The organism is Idiomarina aquatica, from assembly GCF_003987185.1.
In the GTDB taxonomy this organism is placed as follows: Bacteria; Pseudomonadota; Gammaproteobacteria; order Enterobacterales; family Alteromonadaceae; genus Idiomarina; species Idiomarina aquatica.
Genome location: NZ_PIPS01000003.1, coordinates 91,175 through 109,702 on the forward strand (window position 1 = coordinate 91,175; position 18,528 = coordinate 109,702).

Consider the following 18,528-nt stretch of genomic DNA (forward strand, 5'->3'; position numbering starts at 1 on the left):
CTCGAGAAATCATTCCATCTGGCTAAGTTCCCACCGCGCATTAAGGCAGCAACTTTAAACGAGTCCACGCGGTCATTTTTTGGTTTTGCCACCATGGATAGCCTTCACATATAAGGCGTGGCCGAGAATAAGTTGAATATCATGGTCGTCGCAAAAGTCAGCGATCCAGTATCAACAGTGCATGCACTCAACGCCGAGGACGAGATCGTCTAGGTAGGGCGTGATAAGTTAAATCAGCGTATCTGGATTCGCTGGAATCTCCTTGGGCAGCAGAGTTTCATCCTGTTGATTGATGATGCAAACATAGAGACTGCGGGCGTTCAAATCGATTCCACAATAATGCTGATGGGTGCTATTGTAAAAATTCATTGGGTCTTCTTCTTTTTGATTTCGTCGCCTTCTAGCTTAGCCAAGCTGGCCAGGCTGTGGAGAAGACTCAATGAGTACCAAAGCCGAGTATCGTGATCAACGTACATCTATAGTTGCAGGACTGGGCTGATATGATTGATGAGTGGGTTATTTAGGGGGCTCGTCAACTTTTAAAGGCATCTCTTACAAAAAGGTAATCAGGGATGAAAATAGAGAAGATAAAGCTACAAAATTTTCGTTGTTTCGGGCATGAGGTGGTCGAGCTAAATTTCGAGGAAGAACTGACAATACTTGTCGGCGGAAACGGCTCCGGAAAGACGGCAGTGCTGCAAGCTGTGTCCCGGTTGTTTGGTACATCATCAGCGCAGCGGTCGGTACAGCGTCGGGATTTTCATATACCTATTGACCGGCAGGAGCTCCAGTCTGGCGATAGTCTGTTTGTCGAAGCAGTACTTGCCTTCCCTGAACTGGAAGAGCAAGACGCTTCTCCTCTTGATGCCGTTCCGGAGTTCTTTAATCAGATGGCGGCTTCCGGTGAGGGAGAGCCCCTTAAGGCCCGGATACGACTACAAGCAACATGGACGGATGACGGTACGCCGGAAGGAGCAATTGAGGAGGATATACGCTGGATAAGAACCCTAGATGATAATTTTGAATGGGATGACTGTTCCAGGGTTCAGGCTGTAGAGCGCTCTTCGATCCAGTTTATCTATTTACCAGCCAACCGTGATGCGACGACGCAGGTGACCGCACTTCTTAAGGGGCGGTTATGGCAGGCTGCTAAATGGTCGCCGGTATTCAGGGATGCAAGTTTTGATAATGCGGATCAGATCCAGAGCCGCTTCGAGGCGGAAGAACCGTCGAAGGTTCTGCTGACGCGTCTTTCAAAGCGGTGGCAACAGGTCCATGAAGCTGATACAGACAGTCAGCCGCGTTTAAGGCTCATCGAAAATCGTTTTGAGGAGCTTGTTCGTAAGGCCGAATTTACCTTTGCGCCTGATGAAGAAGGGCAGGAGCGTCGGTTGTCCGAACTGAGTGATGGGCAGCGTTCTCTGTTTCATATTGCCCTTACAGCGGCAACGCTCGAAACCGAGCGGGAAGCTTTTTCTTTGCCTGCTGATGACAGCTCATTTGAACAGGATAAGTTACGCCGTGTTCACCTAACGATTCTTGCCATCGAAGAGCCTGAAAATAGCCTTTCACCGTTCTTTTTGTCTCGTATTATCAGGCAAGCGAGGGATATAGGCGCACTGCCTTCCGCGCAGGTTCTGCTATCTAGCCATTCACCGGCGATTCTGAGCCGAATAGAGCCGAATGAAGTGAGATATCATCGTATGGATCGAGGCGCCCGATGCTCATCGATCCGCGAGCTGACATTACCGGAGGATGGTACTGAGGCAAGTGTATATGTAAGGCTGGCAGTAAAAGCATATCCTGAACTCTATTTTGCGCGATTTGTAATCCTGGGTGAGGGGGATTCAGAGCGCGTCGTCATTCCGAAAATTGCGGAAGATATGGGGGTTCCACTTGACCCGTCATTTGTTCCTGTCGTCCCGTTAGGAGGACGGTTTGTAGCGCATTTCTGGCGGTTGCTTAGTGATCTTGAGATTCCACATGCCACATTGCTAGATCTTGATCTGGGGCGTAGGCATGGTGGGGCGAATACCATGAGAAGCTGCTTGGAGAACCTGGCCGCTATTGGGAATGACTTTCGAAATAACACTCAATATTTGCTTGGCAATGTCGATCCTGATGAAGCCGATCAGCTCACAGACCAAAACCTTCTTGGCGGCGATATACAAACAAACTGGCTTCAAGCTTTCCGTGAGGAAGGTGTTTTCTTCTCCTATCCTATCGATCTCGATTTTGCCATGCTACGCGCATTTCCGCAGGCATATCAGGTGCCTAACCCCGGTGGGCGCGGCCCGATGGGGACTGAAGAGGCAATTCAGGCTAGGAAGCGCACCACCCTGAAAACAGGTGGCAGTCCCGCTTTATACACTCATCATTATGATGACGCTTTTAAATGGTACCCGTATCTGTTCCTGAACAGCAGCAAGCCCGAGACTCACCTATCGGCCTTTTCCCGTATTCCAGACGGCGATATTGCTAGGTTAGCACCTCATGAGCTGAGGACGCTCATTGAGCATGTAAAACAGAAGCTTGAGCTGCCGGGAGAGGATGCATGACTCGCGTACGCAAGGATGATTGGGTACCTCAGGGAGTTGGTGGCCTTGAAAACAGAGCATGGGAAGCCTTACGTGAAACCGAAAGCAGCGTCCTCGTGACTGCTGGTGCCGGTGCCGGAAAAACAGAGTTCCTGGCACAAAAGGCTACCTATCTTCTGCAGACAGGTATTTGTCCGGCCCCCAAACGCATTTTGGCCATCAGTTTTAAAAAGGATGCCGCCCGAAACCTTGCTGAGAGGGTTGCAAAACGTTGCCCGAGGGATCAAGCGCGTCGCTTTGATTCAATGACTTTTGATGCCTTTACCAAGGGGCTTCTGGACCGATTCCGTTCTGCTTTACCAGAGCCGTTCAATGCACCCGGTTTGTATCAGATCGTTAATCCGTTTCGTAGGGATTATGAGGATTTTATTAAGCGTCATGGTTATTATGGAGTGAGTGCTCAACAGCTTGAGAGAAGACTGCTTCTGACAGACCTGCCAATTGACTTGTCAAATGGATCTGAAGTAAATCGTGCGTTAGCAGATTACTGGCATGAACAATTTTTCGGAGGAGAGGAGATATCTTTGTCCTTCCCGATGATAAACAGGCTTGTAAAACTGCTGCTGCAGGAAAACTCATATATCCGTCGGGCCTTACAAGCGACATATCCCATCGTTTTTCTTGATGAATACCAAGATACCACCTATGCCCAGTTCGACATGCTGCTAACTGCGTTCAATGGTAGCGATGCTCTTTTCACAGCAGTCGGCGATGATAAGCAGCGCATCATGGGATGGGCGGGAGCCATGGATGACGCCTTTGACCAGTTTGAAAACGACTTTGCTGCCAGACGCATAACACTGCTTTCTAACTGGCGCTCACATGTGGATCTGGTTTGTATTCAGCACGAGATTGCCCGCCGGATAGACGATAATGTGGAAGAAGCGCAGGCACAAGGGACCCGTGAAATCGAAGGTGAGGTTTCTGCTATCTGGCAATTCCGGAGCGCAGATGACGAGAACAATTATCTGGCTGAATGGGTGAGCCGTGAGGTTCAGTCAGGGCGTGTTGCACCACATGATGTAGCGATTCTGATCAGAATGCGGGCAGATCAGGTTGAGGGTGAAATATCCCCTGCTTTTGCTCAACGAGGTCTCAGAATCAGAAATGCGGCCCGGTCAGTCGGTGAAATTCAGATACAGGATCTGCTTGGTGAAGAGCTGACCGGCATATTCGTTCCTTTGCTCCGCCTGGGAGCGACGAGCCGAAGCCCGGAAAACTGGGAGCAGGCCCAGCAGAACTATCTGTTTCTGGAGGCTGCCGATCCGGATAACGATCTCACGCAGGAGCGATTGCTGGTTAAGCTTGAAGCATTCGTCCGTCAATTAAGAGCAGAGCTAGCGCATCGCCAGCCTGGTCCGGATTCGGCGGAAGAGATTGCAGAGATGCTTCTTGAATTTGTCGGAACCCCTACGCTTCGGCAATCCTTTCCCGCTTACCAGCGTGCAAGGGATTTTGAGAGGGTGTGGAATGGATTCGTCACTCTCCTGAAAGAGTGCGCAGAACATAGCAGCAACTGGACGGAGGCGCTGGATGAGTTCGAAGGTATTGGCCAGGTAGCTCTGATGACCGTCCATAAAAGCAAAGGTCTTGAGTTCCACACGATGATATTTTACGGGCTCGACAATCAGACTTGGTGGAGCCTTACGCCGCAACAGGGTGAAGAGCTAAACACCTTTTTTGTTGCCTTTACCAGAGCAAAGCAGCGAGCGTTTTTCTCCCAATGCGTTGAGCGAGGGCATGCTATTGGCTGGATACAGCAATTATTGGCCCCGGCGGGAGTCGAAACCATAGATGGTACGACTATATTGGGTGCTGCGTGAGCATGGTTAAGGTAATGCTGATCAAATCGAACCAGTATGGAGCATACCCGCTAGTGTTGATCGCGCTAATTTAGCTCTGTTTGATTTATTGAAGGATGAGCAAGATTATGAGCAATGGCTAGAGAGCGGCATGCTGGCAAGTAGTGGTAGTGTGATGCGCCTGGGGCAAAGGCATGACCAGCTGCAGCGTGGTTTGTATCTTACGGAGCACCGTCGCTGTTTTAACGAGATCGTAAGTTATTGTAATGATTAGATGTATCAAGGTGTGCTTGAACCTCTCCGTGGCAATGCTAAGAGCAAAGTCCCCTGGGGCAGCATGGCCCTGCAAACTGTTTACTCCCAGTCGTTTGGTGGCAGTCGAGGCAACCCTGGGGAGGCAGAATCGATTGCTCAGTGGCTACTGGGAGAACATCAAGCTCTGCTCGCTTATGCAAGGCAACAAGATAAAGAATATCAAACAGTGGACGATGCAGAATTCCTTCGCAGAGCTGTCGGAATTGTAACATCTTTTAGCAAACAAGACGGGTTAATCCGTACTGAGCTAAGTAAAGTAGGCATTGAGGGGCTCACCGTAGGTACACCGTGCATAGCTTGCAAGGAGATGAGCGTTTAATCATACTGTTCTCAAGTGTATATGGCGAAAACAATAAAGACAGCGGCAAATTCTATGATTCTGGTCCCAATATGCTAAATGTGGCAGTTTCCCCATCTGGATAGTTAAGGCAGCGCCTTGTCGTGACAGAAGAAATTATTGGATCAGAAACAGTCAGCTAGTCGCGGTAATCTTGATACATAATAAGATTTAGTTACCCGCCACCTTGAGTGGCGGACACCGTTGTGTTGATGTTAATAGAACAACGGCAAGCGGCGAGAGTATTAAAGGGAGATAAATTCATGTTTTGGATTGAAATGGAAAAGCCAGAGGGCACAAGAATGCCAAAATGGCAAAGGTCTGCTGCAATATCTGATGAAGGTATTGTATTTGTGCCGGCGGCGATAGCTGGTAACGAGCAGGAGGTTTTTTTATGTGCAAATTTCGATGGAACTCCCATAACTAACTACCTTAAACATTTGTTTGTTCCAGCAAAGTGGCTATCGAAAGAGTTTCCAGAGACAAAAGAAGTATGCGATATAATATCGTCAAAGGTCAAAGAGATACACGCCTCGAGTGGTGAAAGCGATGTGAACTAATGGAGCAACCCTGTCTGCGTCAGTAGTAGGTACTTTTCAGACTAGTCGAATTATTGTAGTACTCAGCACTCTCGAGCAGGATCATTTTCAGGTGTGTGATCTCTACTTGAGCATGCAGTTTTCAACGCAACCAGGGTGCAGGTAAAACTGACAGAGAGTGACAAGTTCATGGATTTAGCAAAGTTAACTCCGCTGGCAAATATAATTACTCTCGCAGTAGCAAGGTACAAAGCATACTCTCTGCTAAAGAGCCCAGTAAATAAAGCGTTAACTAAGGTCAAGAGTCCTAGAATATAGAGTTTCTCAGAGGCACTAATGTTGTCTCTAAGTTTTCTGAGCATTTTAGCTCTTCGCAAAAGTACTGTTCGCATTTAATTTCACCTCAGATATACTGTTTTTATATACAGTTCTCGGTGACAGCTTACAGTTCAACTTATTAAATGTGTATATTTCTACAGCTTTTACTCGGTTTCGTTACTGAGCAAAAGCTGTAATGTTTCTTAAAATCTGCCTGCAGCCTCTCGGTTAAGGTTTAGACAGCAAGCCCAATAGAAACGTCTCCCAGCGCTGCAAAACCTCCAGCTTACGGTCAAAGTAATCATAGCGGTTGTAATGCTTGTTTGATACGTCATTCAAGGCATGGTTGTGAAGCCGGTTGAGCTCCACTTCGTTTCCGATTCTGTGTTTAATCATTAAGGTTTTGCAGGCTCTACGAATGTCCCGTGGCACGAACTTGGGTATGCCTGTGCGTTTGCAGTAACGACTCAACACTTGAGCAACTGAACTTGTGGGCATGGGCTCGTTCAGGTTTTTGCGTTTAGGGATCAGAATCGGTGATTCATGCATGTTTCGGATGAATCCGAACACTCATTTCGGTTCAATCCGATCATCTGTTTCGGTTTTATCCGATCACTTTTAGCCTTTTTCCGAAATCACTGTTCGGATTGCCGAAATCGGTGATCGGAATGCCGAAATACCGTTCTTTTTCTAACTAAATCAACTGGTAAGCTCGACTCAACGCAACAGCATTGAGGAATGGCTGACCATGGCTAGAAAGAGAACCCAAATGAGTAAGATAAAAGACATCCTGAGACTTCGGTTTGATGCCGGACTCAGTTTGAGAGACATCAGTAAATGCTTATCTGTCGGCCCCGCCACCGTTAGCGAGATTTTATCGCGCTTTGCTGCCAGTGAACTCACTTGGCCGTTGCCTGACGAGTGCAGTGACACTGAACTTGAAGAGGCTGTTTATAAAGGCAGGAATGTGTCCCGCACCAAACGGCAGCCTGACTTTTATGAAGTGCATCAAGAGCTCAAGCGTAAAGGGATGACAAAGCTGCTGTTGTGGCGCGAGTACCGCGAAAAGGACTCTGCCACTGCCTATGGTTACACGCAGTTCTGTGAGCACTATCGCAGTTGGCGCAAGACTCAAAAGCGCAGCATGCTGACACACAGGGCCCATAAGTTACAAATTAGACGTTTTGCCGCAGCCGGGGCTATAGGAGACGGTCAACAATTAAGGTGAAATGATTGATAATCAGGGCTATAGGTGTGGAACGCCTAAAAAATGAACTTTTAAAGGCGAAAATATTATATAGGGAACCATCAGTCGGCCAGCCCATACCTGAAAAGGTTTGCGCGCAAATATATGATTTTGCAACTTATATTTCTTGCAAATTTCACTTAAATTGACTTGATCATGTAGCCCCTAACTTCTAGCATACTGGTAGATAAAGGCATACAACATATAGTGCTTTTTAGGGGGTTAAAGAGGTTTTTGCCACAATATATTGTGGTGGCACCCAAAGTGAACTAAATGAAATTTGGTAGTTGATAATGCGCCAACACTATCAACTACCAGAGGTTAGGTTCTAGGAGGCCTAACCCTTGAACCGCTTTTTCAATGCATAGCTAGTCTAGATACTAAGTTAATCAGGTTCAAGAAAAATTCTCTCCTAGTAAGGAGGTGTTATGGTTAATGTCGAAGAAAATTAAAGTACCTGAAGGCGCTAAATTGGTTTTTAGAGCGACCAGGGTTTGCCCAAAAACTGGCAAAACTCTACATGCTAAAAACTACGGGCTTAAGGCTTGGCCAATTCTTATCCAAGATAAATAAGCGCTAGATAAAAGCAATAGCCGGCTTGCGCCGGCTATTTTTGCTTCATTTCGGTTACGAAAGGCCTGAACTCAATCCCGATAATACACTTCCAGTCATATCCTCATAGAATACTCTTCCAAAATATCGATGGGAATTCACAAATTAATCGTGTTGTAGTGGCAAACTAAATTTGGCCACCTAATTAGAGGTCTATCATGCACCAAGAGACAACTAGGCTGACATAGTGGGGGGTTAAGGCTTGGTATGTCGATGATATCGACCTAAAAATAACTTGTGTCGAAAAAACAAGAAAAAATCGACACGTTAAATTGATATGTCGATCGGAACGACATAAACTGAACTCATCGTTTCTTTATGTCGATTTAGACTGGAAATTTAAGCATGACTTGGCAAGCAGAGCAACCGTACAACCAATTACCGACATTACCACCCAACCTAGAGGTCATAGAAACTAGGGCTGTGCTGAAGGCCTGTATTTCTGCACGTGCTGCTGTAGCGGAATTAAAAAAGGCTGGAGAGCTTATTCCCAACCAAAGCATGTTAATTAACCTGCTGCCTTTGCTTGAAGCAAAAGATAGTTCAGAGATTGAAAATATTGTTACCACGACCGATAAGCTTTTTCAGTATGCGCAAGGGGGTAAAGGTGCTGATCATGCAACCAAGGAAGCATTACGTTACCGAACCGCGTTATACCAGGGCTTTATACAACTTGAGAAAAAGCCGCTATGCACAGCGACGGCTATTGAGGTATGCAGTACCTTAAAGCACTCTGAAATGGATATTCGTAAAGTACCGGGGACTTTTATAGGGAACCAAACGACTGGCGAAATTATCTATACGCCGCCAACCGGAGAAGATGTGATTCGCGACTTGTTAACCAACTGGGAGCGATTCCTTCATAATGACGACGATCTGGATCCACTGATAAAGATGGCGATTAGCCATTATCAATTTGAAGCTATACACCCTTTCTATGACGGGAATGGCAGAACAGGTCGTATTTTAAACGTTTTATACCTTATTGAATCGGGTCTTCTAACACTGCCTATTTTGTATTTGAGTCGCTTCATCGTTCATAATAAGCAAGACTATTATCGCCTCTTGAACCAAGTCACTAAAGATCAGAACTGGGAAGAGTGGTTGTTATTTATGCTAAAAGGTGTCGAGCAAACCGCAATATGGACCTGTGAAAAAATCACAGCGATTAGAACGCTCATGGAAAGTACAACCGATTATGTAAAGGCTCAGCTACCAAAAATATACAGCTACGAGCTTGTTCAGCTTATTTTTGAACAGCCTTATTGCCGTATTAGCAATCTGGTTGAGCGTGATATTGCAAAACGTCAGACCGCTTCAACCTATTTAAAGCAGTTAGCCGATATTGGCGTGCTGCAAGAGGTCGATTCAGGAAAGGAAAAATTATTTGTGCATCCGCGATTGATGACGCTAATGACAAAAGACAGTAATAGTATTAAACCTTTTTGAAGCAAACTAATCTCAAGCGGTAGTTACAGCGGAAGTTAAGATCAAAATCGTCAAAACCGGTGTCGGATCAAAAACATCGATAAAATACATAACTACATGAAAAAATGAGAGTTTTTAACCGAAACTAAATGTTAAAAAACTCACCAATGCAGGACTCATAATCGGTTGGTCCCCAGTTCAAATCTGGGAGGGGCCACCATTTTTCACTGTAAAGCATCATACTTAACAACTCAGATATTGATCTGCATCGACCGCATTGCCAGCTATGGTTATTTAATAACGCCTAAAAAGTAGTACCATGCCAGCACACTACTGAAAACTAGGCGAGTATAATGTCAGCTGATATAAATAGCCGTTATGGTCTAAACCCCGCGCACAGCGAAGTTGTGAAAACTGGCGAGATTGTAGCTCCGTGTAAGGCGTTGGATATGGGCTGTTCTAATGGCCGTAATGCTTTGTATTTAAGCCAGCTCGGCTTCAATGTGACCGCAGTAGACAATAACCCTGACGCTATCAATATGCTACGACAAATTGTTAGCGAAGAACGCATCGACAATATCGAAGCGCTGGTCTACGACATTAATGATGCAGCGTTAAGCGGCGACTATGGGTTGATTGCCTGCACAGTAACTTTAATGTTTCTTAACCCTATGCGGGTTGATGCGGTTATTGAAAATATGCAGTCGCATACCTTACCTGGTGGTTACAATTTAATTGTTTGCGCTATGAATACTAATGAACACCCATGCCCGGTTCCTTTTCCCTTTACGTTTAAAACTGAGCAGCTGCGCGACGCCTATAAAGGGTGGGAGTTACTGAAGTACAACGAAGACCTTGGAACCATGCACAACGGAGCGCAACTTCAGTTTGCAACCATGCTCGCGCGTAAACCCAGCCAGTAAACCGCGCAAGGCAAAACAGTGATTATTGGGTTGTGATAAAAAAAAGCACCCCGAAGGGTGCTATAAAAATGTCACATCTTATTATGACACCAGGGGAGAGTGTATTCACACGGCGGCAAACCAGCAGCCGTATGGTGGTAAATGCAGCGTATCGCCGTGTAATGACGCGTTGTTGTGGCTAAGCCCGTCAAACGGATGAGCTGACTGCTGCGATAACTGTAAGGTTGCCGGGGTGCTGGCCAAATTAAAGCAGCACAATAGTGTTTCATCGTTGTGTTGGCGATAAAACGCCAGTACGGGTTCATCGGTTTCGATAAAACGGATATCGCCCTCTATGAGTGCGGGCTGGGTTCGACGCCATGCCATAAATTCGCGAAAGGCGTTTAGCGTCGAGTTAGGATCCTGCTGTTGTTTAGCGACATTATTTGCAAGGTGGCCGGGGCTCACCGGCAGCCACGGTTTCCCCTGGCTGAAGCCAGCATTGTCACCCTCTTGCCAGGGCATTGGCGTACGACAACCATCGCGGCCTTTAAAGTTGGGCCAGAAGGTAATGCCGTAGGGGTCCTGCAAAGCTTCGAACGGAACCTCTGCTTCACCTAAGGCCAATTCTTCGCCTTGATACATACAGACACTGCCGCGCAGGGAACCCAGCAGCGCCGTAAGCATTTTCACTTGTGCCGTGTTTACTTCACCATTTTCGGCCCAGCGGCTGGCTACGCGTTCAACATCATGGTTGCTAAAAGCCCAGCATGGCCAGCCTTCACGCATATTGGCCTCGAGCGTTTCTACCGTGTGACGAATGTAGGTGCTGCTGTAATCGTCGGTCAGCAGCTCAAAACTGTAGCCCATGTGCAGTTTGTCAGCGCCGCTGGTGTATTCCGCCATGGTCGCCAGTGAGTCTTCCGAAGAGATTTCGCCCAGCGCCACAGTACCCGGATACTTATCGAGTAATGCGCGGATGTCGCGCATAAATTCGAGGTTTTCTGGTTGGGTATTATTGTAATAATGGTACTGAAACGCATAGGGGTTGTCTTCGCTAAAGCCACGACCCTGACGCTTCTCCTTTGGTTTTGCTGGATTATCGCGCAACTTAGCGTCGTGATAGCAGAAGTTAATCGCATCAAGCCGAAAACCGTCAACGCCCTTTTTCAGCCAAAACTCGACGTTATCGAGCACCGCCCGACGCACCTGAGGGTTGTGAAAATTGAGATCGGGCTGCTCGGTCAAAAAGTTGTGTAAATAATATTGTTCGCGTCGGGGTTCCCATTTCCAGGCCGGGCCTCCGAATATCGATAGCCAGTTGTTCGGTGGTGTTCCATCCTCCTTGGCGTCAGCCCACACGTACCAGTCAGCGTAATCGTTGGTTTTGGATTCGCGACTTTGTAAAAACCATGGGTGCAGATCGGAGGTGTGGCTCAATACCTGATCAATAATAACCTTGATGCCTCGTCGATGGGCTTGAGCAATTAAGTCATCAAAGTCGTCCAGGTTGCCAAAAATTGGGTCGATGTCGCGATAGTCACTGATGTCGTAGCCGAAATCCTTCATCGGTGATTTAAAGAACGGTGAGATCCAAACCGCGTCAACACCGAGGCTTTTGATGTAGTCGAGGCGGTTAATAATGCCACGAAGATCGCCGATCCCGTCATCGTTTGTATCCTGAAAGCTGCGTGGGTATATCTGATATATCACCGCACCTTTCCACCAAAGAGGGTTCGCCATTTTTTGCTCCAGAACATCGATTATTTTTTTTGTTGGGCAAAGAATAAGTCAGGGTTAGAAGTGTTGTAAAAAAACTGCATACGTATGCAGTCAAAGGCAATTTGCGGCGAAAGAGCTACAACACGTCTGAGTGAAGGGGTGTAGCGCTAAACCATGACCGGTAAGTTAATTTTTTAACGACTTTACGTTTACGTAAACTGATAAATCGCATTTTTTCGTATAGTGTAGTTTTTACTCATGTGGTGCGGTATCGATGCACAATGGTGGGGCAAACCTGCGGCTGAATACGTATGCATAAATTTGTTAATAATTTATTACGAGCGCTAGTATTTCGCCGACAACAAGCAATATACCGAATGGTGTGGCGCCAGAGCGCACCAAAATGGTGATAAAAATAATTAATCAGGATGCACATTATGTCTACGTTCAAACCCAGTATGCTAACGCTCGCACTGATCAGTGCCGGCTTAAGTAGCCAAGTCGCTTATGCACAAGATACCGACGCTCAAAATGCTGAAGCACAGCAAGAGCAGCAACAAGAGCAAAAAGAAAGCCAGCAAAGCGATGTTGAACGCATTGAGGTAACCAGCAGTTTCCGCCGCAGCGTTGTTGAGTCGATTAATACCAAGCGTTTTGCCAGTGAGGTTGTCGAGTCGGTATCGGCGGAAGACATTGGTAAATTGCCTGATTCATCCATCGCAGAGGCTATCGCGCGACTACCTGGCTTGACGGCGCAGCGTTTGGACGGACGTGCATCACGCGTCAGCGTACGTGGCTTTAGTGAAAACGAAAGTGCGACAACCTTTAATGGACGTGAGCAAGTTTCTATCAGTGATAACCGCGGGGTCGAGTTCGACCTTTACCCATCAGAAATCATGAGCGGCGTAACGGTTTATAAAACGCCAAGTGCTTCGCTGGATGCGGAAGGTATTGCCGGTGTCATTGATATGCAAACGGTACGTCCGCTGAGCAAAGGTGAGCAAGTCATTCAGTTTAACGGTCAGTTGGAACAAACAGGCTTTGAAAAATTAAACCCGGATGGCGATGACCAAGGCTATCGCGGCACGGTGTCGTACATTGATCAGTTTGCGGATGACAGTTTTGGTGTGGCCTTTGCTTATACCTCAATGAGTTCGCCGAATCAGGAAAAACGCTGGAACGCCTGGGGTTACCCGGAGTTTACGTCAGAATCTGGTGAAACCGTATCGATTTTGGGTGGTGCGAAACCTTATGTGCGTTCGTCAACGCTGGATCGAGACTCAGCCATGTTGGTGCTTGAGTACGCGCCAACAAGTAACTTGAGCGTAACTTTTGACGCCCTGTACGTTGACTTCTCCGACGAAAAAATTCTGCGTGGTATCGAAGTACCTTTTGCCTGGGGGCAAGGTTCAATATCTCCGGAAAACGCAACGGTTGACCCTGAAACAGGGTTCGTGACCAGTGCGGTAACGGAAGGGCAACGTGTGGTGGTGCGTAATGACTTTGAAGACCGCGAGGCGGAGTTAACGCAGTTCGGTTATAACGTCGAATACTTCCTTAACCACGATTGGACGCTTGAGTTTGATGCCAGCCGTTCTGAAGTTGAGCGTCAGGTCTGGAGTATTGAAAGCTACTCCGGTACTGGTCGCGGTGATGCCAACGGCATCGCGGATAACATTGGCTATACCTTCGACGATGGCAACACCGGAGCACAGTTCTCGCATCAGTTAGATTACGGCGATTTTGACCTGATTCAGCTCGGTGGTCCTTTGTCCTGGGGCGCAAGTGCGGCACTGAATAATCAGTATGGGTTGGTCGGAACTCCTTATGAGAACACCGCGCAAGACGGTTTTATTAATGCCCCGGAAGTCGAAGATGAGCTCAGTACGCTGAAACTGGCAGCGCGCAAAGCGCTTGATAATGCGTACTTTAAAGGTATCGAGTTTGGTGTCTCTTATCGTGACCGTCAGAAGAGCAAAAATTCTGAAGGTTATTACATGACGCTGGCCGATTTTTCCTATCCGGATAATGTGGGCATGTTGCCGGTTCCTGAACAATACCGTGAAGGCACGGCGGATCTAAGTTTCATCGGTATGGGACAAATGATTGCTTATGATACCCGAGGGCTGGTTAGCGACGGTTATTTTGAACTGCTGCGCGAAAGCTTGACCGATCCAAAACATTTAACACGTTCGTGGACGGTGCAGGAGCAAGTCACAGCGGCATTTGTTCAAGGTAATATTGACGCTGAAGTAGGTGGTATTCCGGTTACCGGTAACGTTGGCTTACGTTACGTGCACACCGACCAATCGTCTCAAGGCAACGCATTTAACGTTAACGACGCCGGGCTTGTGGTTGCACAGCCAACCGACATCAGCCACGACTATGGCCACGTGTTACCGAGCCTGAACCTGAATTTCGCTCTGGATGAGCAGCAGATTCTGCGCTTTGGTGCTGCAAAAACGATTTCACGCGCTCGCTTGGACGAAATGAACGCTTCGGTCAGTGCCACCTACAGTGCGCAACAGCCTGACGAAAATGGCAATTATTGGTCGGTATCCGGTGGTAACCCGCAATTGGAGCCAAAAGAAGCAACGGGCGTTGATTTGAGTTATGAGAACTACTTCCATGAAGAAGGCTACTTCTCTGCAGCCCTGTTCTACAAAGACCTGAACGAGTGGATTTTCGACGGTACTTATGAAATTGACATGAGCGGCGTACCTGACCCGGCCACGGGTGAATTACCGGATACAACAACCGGCACTGGCTCAGGCAAAATCAATGGTGGCGGTGGCGACCTGTGGGGCTACGAGTTAGCCGTTGCGCTGCCATTCAGTATGTTCGCAGACCAGTTAGAAGGCTTTGGTTTACTGGTAAGCCACACGGGTGTTGAACAGGACATCGAGGACCCTAATGGTAATGACTATGAGTTGCCGGGTCTGTCTGACAGCATTCAAAGCTTAACCTTCTACTATGAGCGTCACGGCTTTAGCGTCCGCACCAGTATGCGTAAGCGGAGCGATTTTAAAGGCGACATCTATGGTCTTGGCTTCGAGACGCAGCAAGTGGATATCCAGGGTGAGACCATCTGGGATGCACAACTCGGTTATGACTTCTCCGAGTCGGGTATTGCGGGACTTGAGAATCTTGAGTTGACCTTCCAGGTACAGAACATTACTGAAGAACCGTTTATCTCGTTGCAGGGCGACAACGCATTGCAAGTGCGCGACTACCAGGATTATGGTCGTGTTTACATGCTTGGCATTAAGTACGAGCTGTAATCGATAAACGTGGTGACTTGATGCAAAAGCCCTTGGCGTCGTTCAGGGGCTTTTTCGCCGTTTCATGGCAAGACAAATCAAACAATAAAGTGTATCAATGAAAGTTCACAAGCTAACAAAAACAGTGTTCGCTTTGACGCTGACAGCCGCTCTTGTCAGTTGCGGTGGCACGGATAATAAACAATCAACGTCAGCTGATTCTGAGCGGGGCGCCAAAGACCAGCAAAAGCCGGTCGTTTACCAGGTATTTACCCGTTTGTTCGGTAACACCAATACGACCAACAAGCCGTGGGGCACATTGCAGGAAAATGGTGTGGGTAAGTTTGCCGACTTTGATGACAAAGCGTTGGCTGGTATTAAAGAACTCGGTGTTTCGCACATTTGGTACACCGGTGTGCTGCATCATGCAACGGTAACCGATTACAGTGAATTCGGGTTGCCGGGGGATGATCCTGATGTGGTCAAAGGTCGTGCCGGTTCTCCCTATGCGGTGAAAGATTATTACAATGTTAACCCGGATTTAGCCGTTAACCCGGAACGTCGACTGCAAGAATTTGAAGCGTTGATAAAGCGCACCCACGAGCAGGGTATGAAGGTTATTATCGATATCGTCCCGAATCATGTGGCACGGGATTATCACTCGGTGTCTAAGCCAGACGGTGTACAGGATTTCGGCGTCAATGATGATACCAGCGTCAGCTATCGTCGCGACAATAACTTTTATTATGTGGTTGGCGAGGACTTCCAGGTACCGCAGGACGATGATTATCAAGTGTTAGGGGGGATGAGTCACCCTAAGGCGGATGGCGAGTTTGTCGAGCGCCCGGCGAAATGGACCGGTAATGGCGCGCGCAAGGCGCAGCCGGACATTAATGACTGGTACGAAACGGTTAAAATTAATTACGGCGTAAAACCCGATGGCAGTTACGACTTTCCGCGCTTGCCGCCGGAATACGCCGATAAAGACTACCAAGCGCATTACGCGTTCTGGCAGGATAAACAACTGCCGGACAGTTGGTATAAATTTCGCGATATTACTCAATATTGGCTGGACAAAGGCGTGGATGGCTTCCGTTATGACATGGCCGAAATGGTGCCTGTCGAATTTTGGAGCTTCTTGAATTCATCCATCAAAATGACCAATCCAGACGCTTTCCTGCTGGCCGAGGTCTACAACCCCAGCCTTTATCGTCCTTATCTTCATAGCGGTAAAATGGATTACCTCTATGACAAGGTGGGTTTTTATGACACCTTGAAAGCAATTATTCAGGGGCGGCAAGGGGCTCAAGCGCTGCTTGCCGAACACCGCCAAGTGCTGGATATTGAACAGCACATGCTGCATTTTTTAGAAAACCACGATGAGCAACGTATCGCCAGTGCCGACTTTGCCGGTGATATGAATTGGGGGAAACCGGCGATGACCGTATCAACGCTGATTGGCCGCGGACCCAGCATGATTTACTTCGGTCAGACCGTGGGCGAGGACGGCTCGGAAGAACCTGGGTTTGGTGATCCTACGCGCACCAGTATCTTTGACTACGTCGGCGTTCCTGCGCACCAGCAGTGGATGAATAATGGCGCCTTTGATGGTGGTCAGTTGAGCGAAGCTCAGCGCGAACTGCGACAGTTTTATGTGCAGTTGATGAGCCTGAATCGATTACCGGCGATTGTTGCAGGGCAACTGGTTGAAGTGAACAATTCGCAGCCGCAGCAGGTGGTCAGCTTTATTCGCCAGCAGGGTGAACAGCGTCTGCTGGTGGTGGCAAATTTCGCCGGGCAACAACAGTCCGTAAGCGTTGACGTGAACGCCTCGCAAGGCAATACCTTACTCGGTACGCCGCCGGAATTCACCAACAACGGTGTCACCATTGCCTTGCCCTATCAGGGTGTGAGCGTGGTACAACTGGGAAGTAACCACTGATGCAAAATACCCTGCAAAACGAGAGACCGACCCTGAGTTTTTGGCAAATATGGAACATGTGTCTGGGTTTTATGGGCATTCAGTTTGGTTTTGCGCTGCAAAACGCCAATGTCAGTCGTATTTTCCAGACCTTGGGTGCAGAAATCGATGATATCCCCATCTTGTGGGTGGCTGCGCCGCTGACCGGGTTGATCGTACAGCCAATTATTGGCTACATGAGTGATAAGACCTGGGGCCGTCTGGGGCGTCGGCGCCCGTATTTCTTCTATGGTGCGATTGTTACCACCGCGGCGCTGTTGGTCATGCCCAACTCGCCCACATTGTGGGTTGCGGCGGGCATGCTGTGGATCATGGATGCTTCCATTAATGTCACGATGGAGCCGTTTCGCGCGTTGGTCGGCGACAACCTGCCTAACCGGCAACGGGCGCTGGGCTATTCATTGCAGAGCTTTTTTATCGGTGTGGGAGCGGTGATTGCTTCCAGTCTACCCTGGGTACTGACCAATTGGTTTGACGTCAGCAATACCGCCGCGGCTGGCATTATTCCTCCGTCGGTGCAGTATGCGTTCTATGTTGGCGGCGCCTTCTTGCTGATTTGTGTGATGTGGACGGTGTTTACCACCAGCGAATACAGCCCTGAGCAGCTTGCCGCCTTTAGCGACAGCGCTGAAGCGAACGCACAAAGCGAACCTAAAACAACGATAAATTTTGCCAAAACGATGTCGGTCAGCGGCCTTGTCGGGGTTGTTATTATCGCTGCCGTAGGCGGTATGGGCTTAGAAAAAGAACTGTATTTACTGGGTGGGTTACTGTTGGCTTTTGCCCTGCTGCAGGGGATCGCCGCCTGGCAACAGCAACGACGCTATACCGGTAACGGCTTTTTCACCGTCGTATACGATGTGTTCACCATGCCGCGGGCGATGCGACAGTTGGCCTGGGTGCAGTTTTTTAGCTGGTTCTCGTTATTTGCGATGTGGATCTACACCACCGGTGCCGTCACCAGTTATCACTACCATAGTGTTGATGTGACCTCCAAAGCCTACAACGACGGTGCCGACTGGGTCGGTGTGTTGTTTGCTGCCTACAATGGCTTTGCGGCGCTGGCTGCTTTGGTGATCCCTGTGATGGTGAAACGTTTTGGTATTCGCGTTGCGCACGCGATTAACCTGATTTTTGGCGCGTTGTCACTAGTGAGCTTTTTGCTGATCAGTGACCCCGCCTGGCTGATGGTACCGATGGTCGGTATTGGCTTCGCCTGGGCGTCCATTTTATCGCTTCCTTATGCCATGCTCGCCAGCGCGCTGCCCAGCGCGAAGATGGGCGTGTACATGGGCATTTTTAATTTCTTTATCGTGATTCCGCAATTGCTTGCCGCCAGTATTCTCGGCTTGATTCTAAAGCATGGCTTTGCCAACCAGCCGATTTACGCCTTAGTCATTGGCGGACTGTCGTTTGTGTTGGCTGCGTTATCGCTGACGCGGGTAAAACTAACTAATTAGAGGGTGATA

12 protein-coding genes are annotated in these 18,528 nt (G+C 48.2%); 10 read left to right on the plus strand and 2 right to left on the minus strand.

What is annotated here, in order from left to right; all coding sequences use genetic code 11:
• Positions 1–572: 572 nt before the first annotated feature.
• From CWE23_RS09940 to CWE23_RS09955, 4 genes are all read left to right on the plus strand, one after another.
• Positions 573–2,558 carry an ATP-dependent nuclease gene (locus CWE23_RS09940; protein ID WP_126820153.1) on the plus strand — a complete coding sequence of 662 codons (1,986 nt, stop codon included), beginning with the start codon at positions 573–575 and terminating at the stop codon, positions 2,556–2,558.
• A complete protein-coding gene (locus CWE23_RS09945; protein WP_126820154.1) occupies positions 2,555–4,420 on the plus strand; it encodes a UvrD-helicase domain-containing protein in 1,866 nt (621 codons plus the stop codon). The genes CWE23_RS09940 and CWE23_RS09945 overlap by 4 nt, the downstream gene beginning before the upstream one ends.
• Positions 4,421–4,736: 316 nt before the next feature.
• The gene (locus CWE23_RS09950) at positions 4,737–5,033 is read left to right on the plus strand and encodes a hypothetical protein (protein WP_157982925.1); all 297 of its coding nucleotides are present in this window, start codon (positions 4,737–4,739) and stop codon (positions 5,031–5,033) included.
• 281 nt (positions 5,034–5,314) lie between these two features.
• A complete protein-coding gene (locus tag CWE23_RS09955; protein WP_126820156.1) occupies positions 5,315–5,611 on the plus strand; it encodes a hypothetical protein in 297 nt (98 codons plus the stop codon).
• Positions 5,612–6,136: 525 nt separating this feature from the next.
• Here the strand turns inward: CWE23_RS09955 and CWE23_RS09960 are convergent.
• A complete protein-coding gene (locus CWE23_RS09960) occupies positions 6,137–6,457 on the minus strand; it encodes a site-specific integrase (protein WP_126820157.1) in 321 nt (106 codons plus the stop codon).
• 220 nt (positions 6,458–6,677) lie between these two features.
• Between CWE23_RS09960 and CWE23_RS09965 the strand changes: the two genes are divergently transcribed.
• From CWE23_RS09965 to tehB, 3 genes are all read left to right on the plus strand, one after another.
• Positions 6,678–7,136 (plus strand): transposase, encoded by a 459-nt coding sequence (locus CWE23_RS09965; RefSeq protein ID WP_198678831.1) that lies wholly within the window; start codon positions 6,678–6,680, stop codon positions 7,134–7,136.
• A gap of 975 nt (positions 7,137–8,111) precedes the next feature.
• On the plus strand, positions 8,112–9,215 hold the full coding sequence (gene fic, locus CWE23_RS09970) for a protein adenylyltransferase Fic (protein WP_126820158.1): 1,104 nt from the start codon (positions 8,112–8,114) through the stop codon (positions 9,213–9,215).
• Positions 9,216–9,547: 332 nt separating this feature from the next.
• Positions 9,548–10,117 (plus strand): tellurite resistance methyltransferase TehB, encoded by a 570-nt coding sequence (gene tehB, locus CWE23_RS09975; protein ID WP_126820159.1) that lies wholly within the window; start codon positions 9,548–9,550, stop codon positions 10,115–10,117.
• A 105-nt stretch (positions 10,118–10,222) separates the two neighbouring features.
• Here the strand turns inward: tehB and CWE23_RS09980 are convergent, their stop codons facing one another.
• Positions 10,223–11,839: an alpha-glucosidase family protein gene (locus tag CWE23_RS09980; RefSeq protein ID WP_126820160.1), complete on the minus strand. Its 1,617-nt coding sequence runs from the start codon at positions 11,837–11,839 to the stop codon at positions 10,223–10,225.
• Between the two features lie 416 nt (positions 11,840–12,255).
• Here CWE23_RS09980 and CWE23_RS09985 point away from each other — a divergent pair, with 416 nt between their 5' ends.
• The 3 genes from CWE23_RS09985 (at position 12,256) to CWE23_RS09995 (ending at position 18,519) form a co-directional block, all read left to right on the plus strand.
• Positions 12,256–15,099, plus strand: coding sequence for a TonB-dependent receptor (locus tag CWE23_RS09985; protein WP_105307814.1), 2,844 nt, complete (start codon positions 12,256–12,258; stop codon positions 15,097–15,099).
• A 97-nt stretch (positions 15,100–15,196) separates the two neighbouring features.
• Positions 15,197–17,020 (plus strand): alpha-amylase family glycosyl hydrolase, encoded by a 1,824-nt coding sequence (locus tag CWE23_RS09990; RefSeq protein ID WP_126820161.1) that lies wholly within the window; start codon positions 15,197–15,199, stop codon positions 17,018–17,020.
• Entirely contained in the window at positions 17,020–18,519 is a 1,500-nt protein-coding gene (locus CWE23_RS09995) for an MFS transporter (RefSeq protein ID WP_126820162.1), read from the plus strand. The genes CWE23_RS09990 and CWE23_RS09995 overlap by 1 nt, the downstream gene beginning before the upstream one ends.
• Positions 18,520–18,528 lie beyond the last annotated feature (9 nt).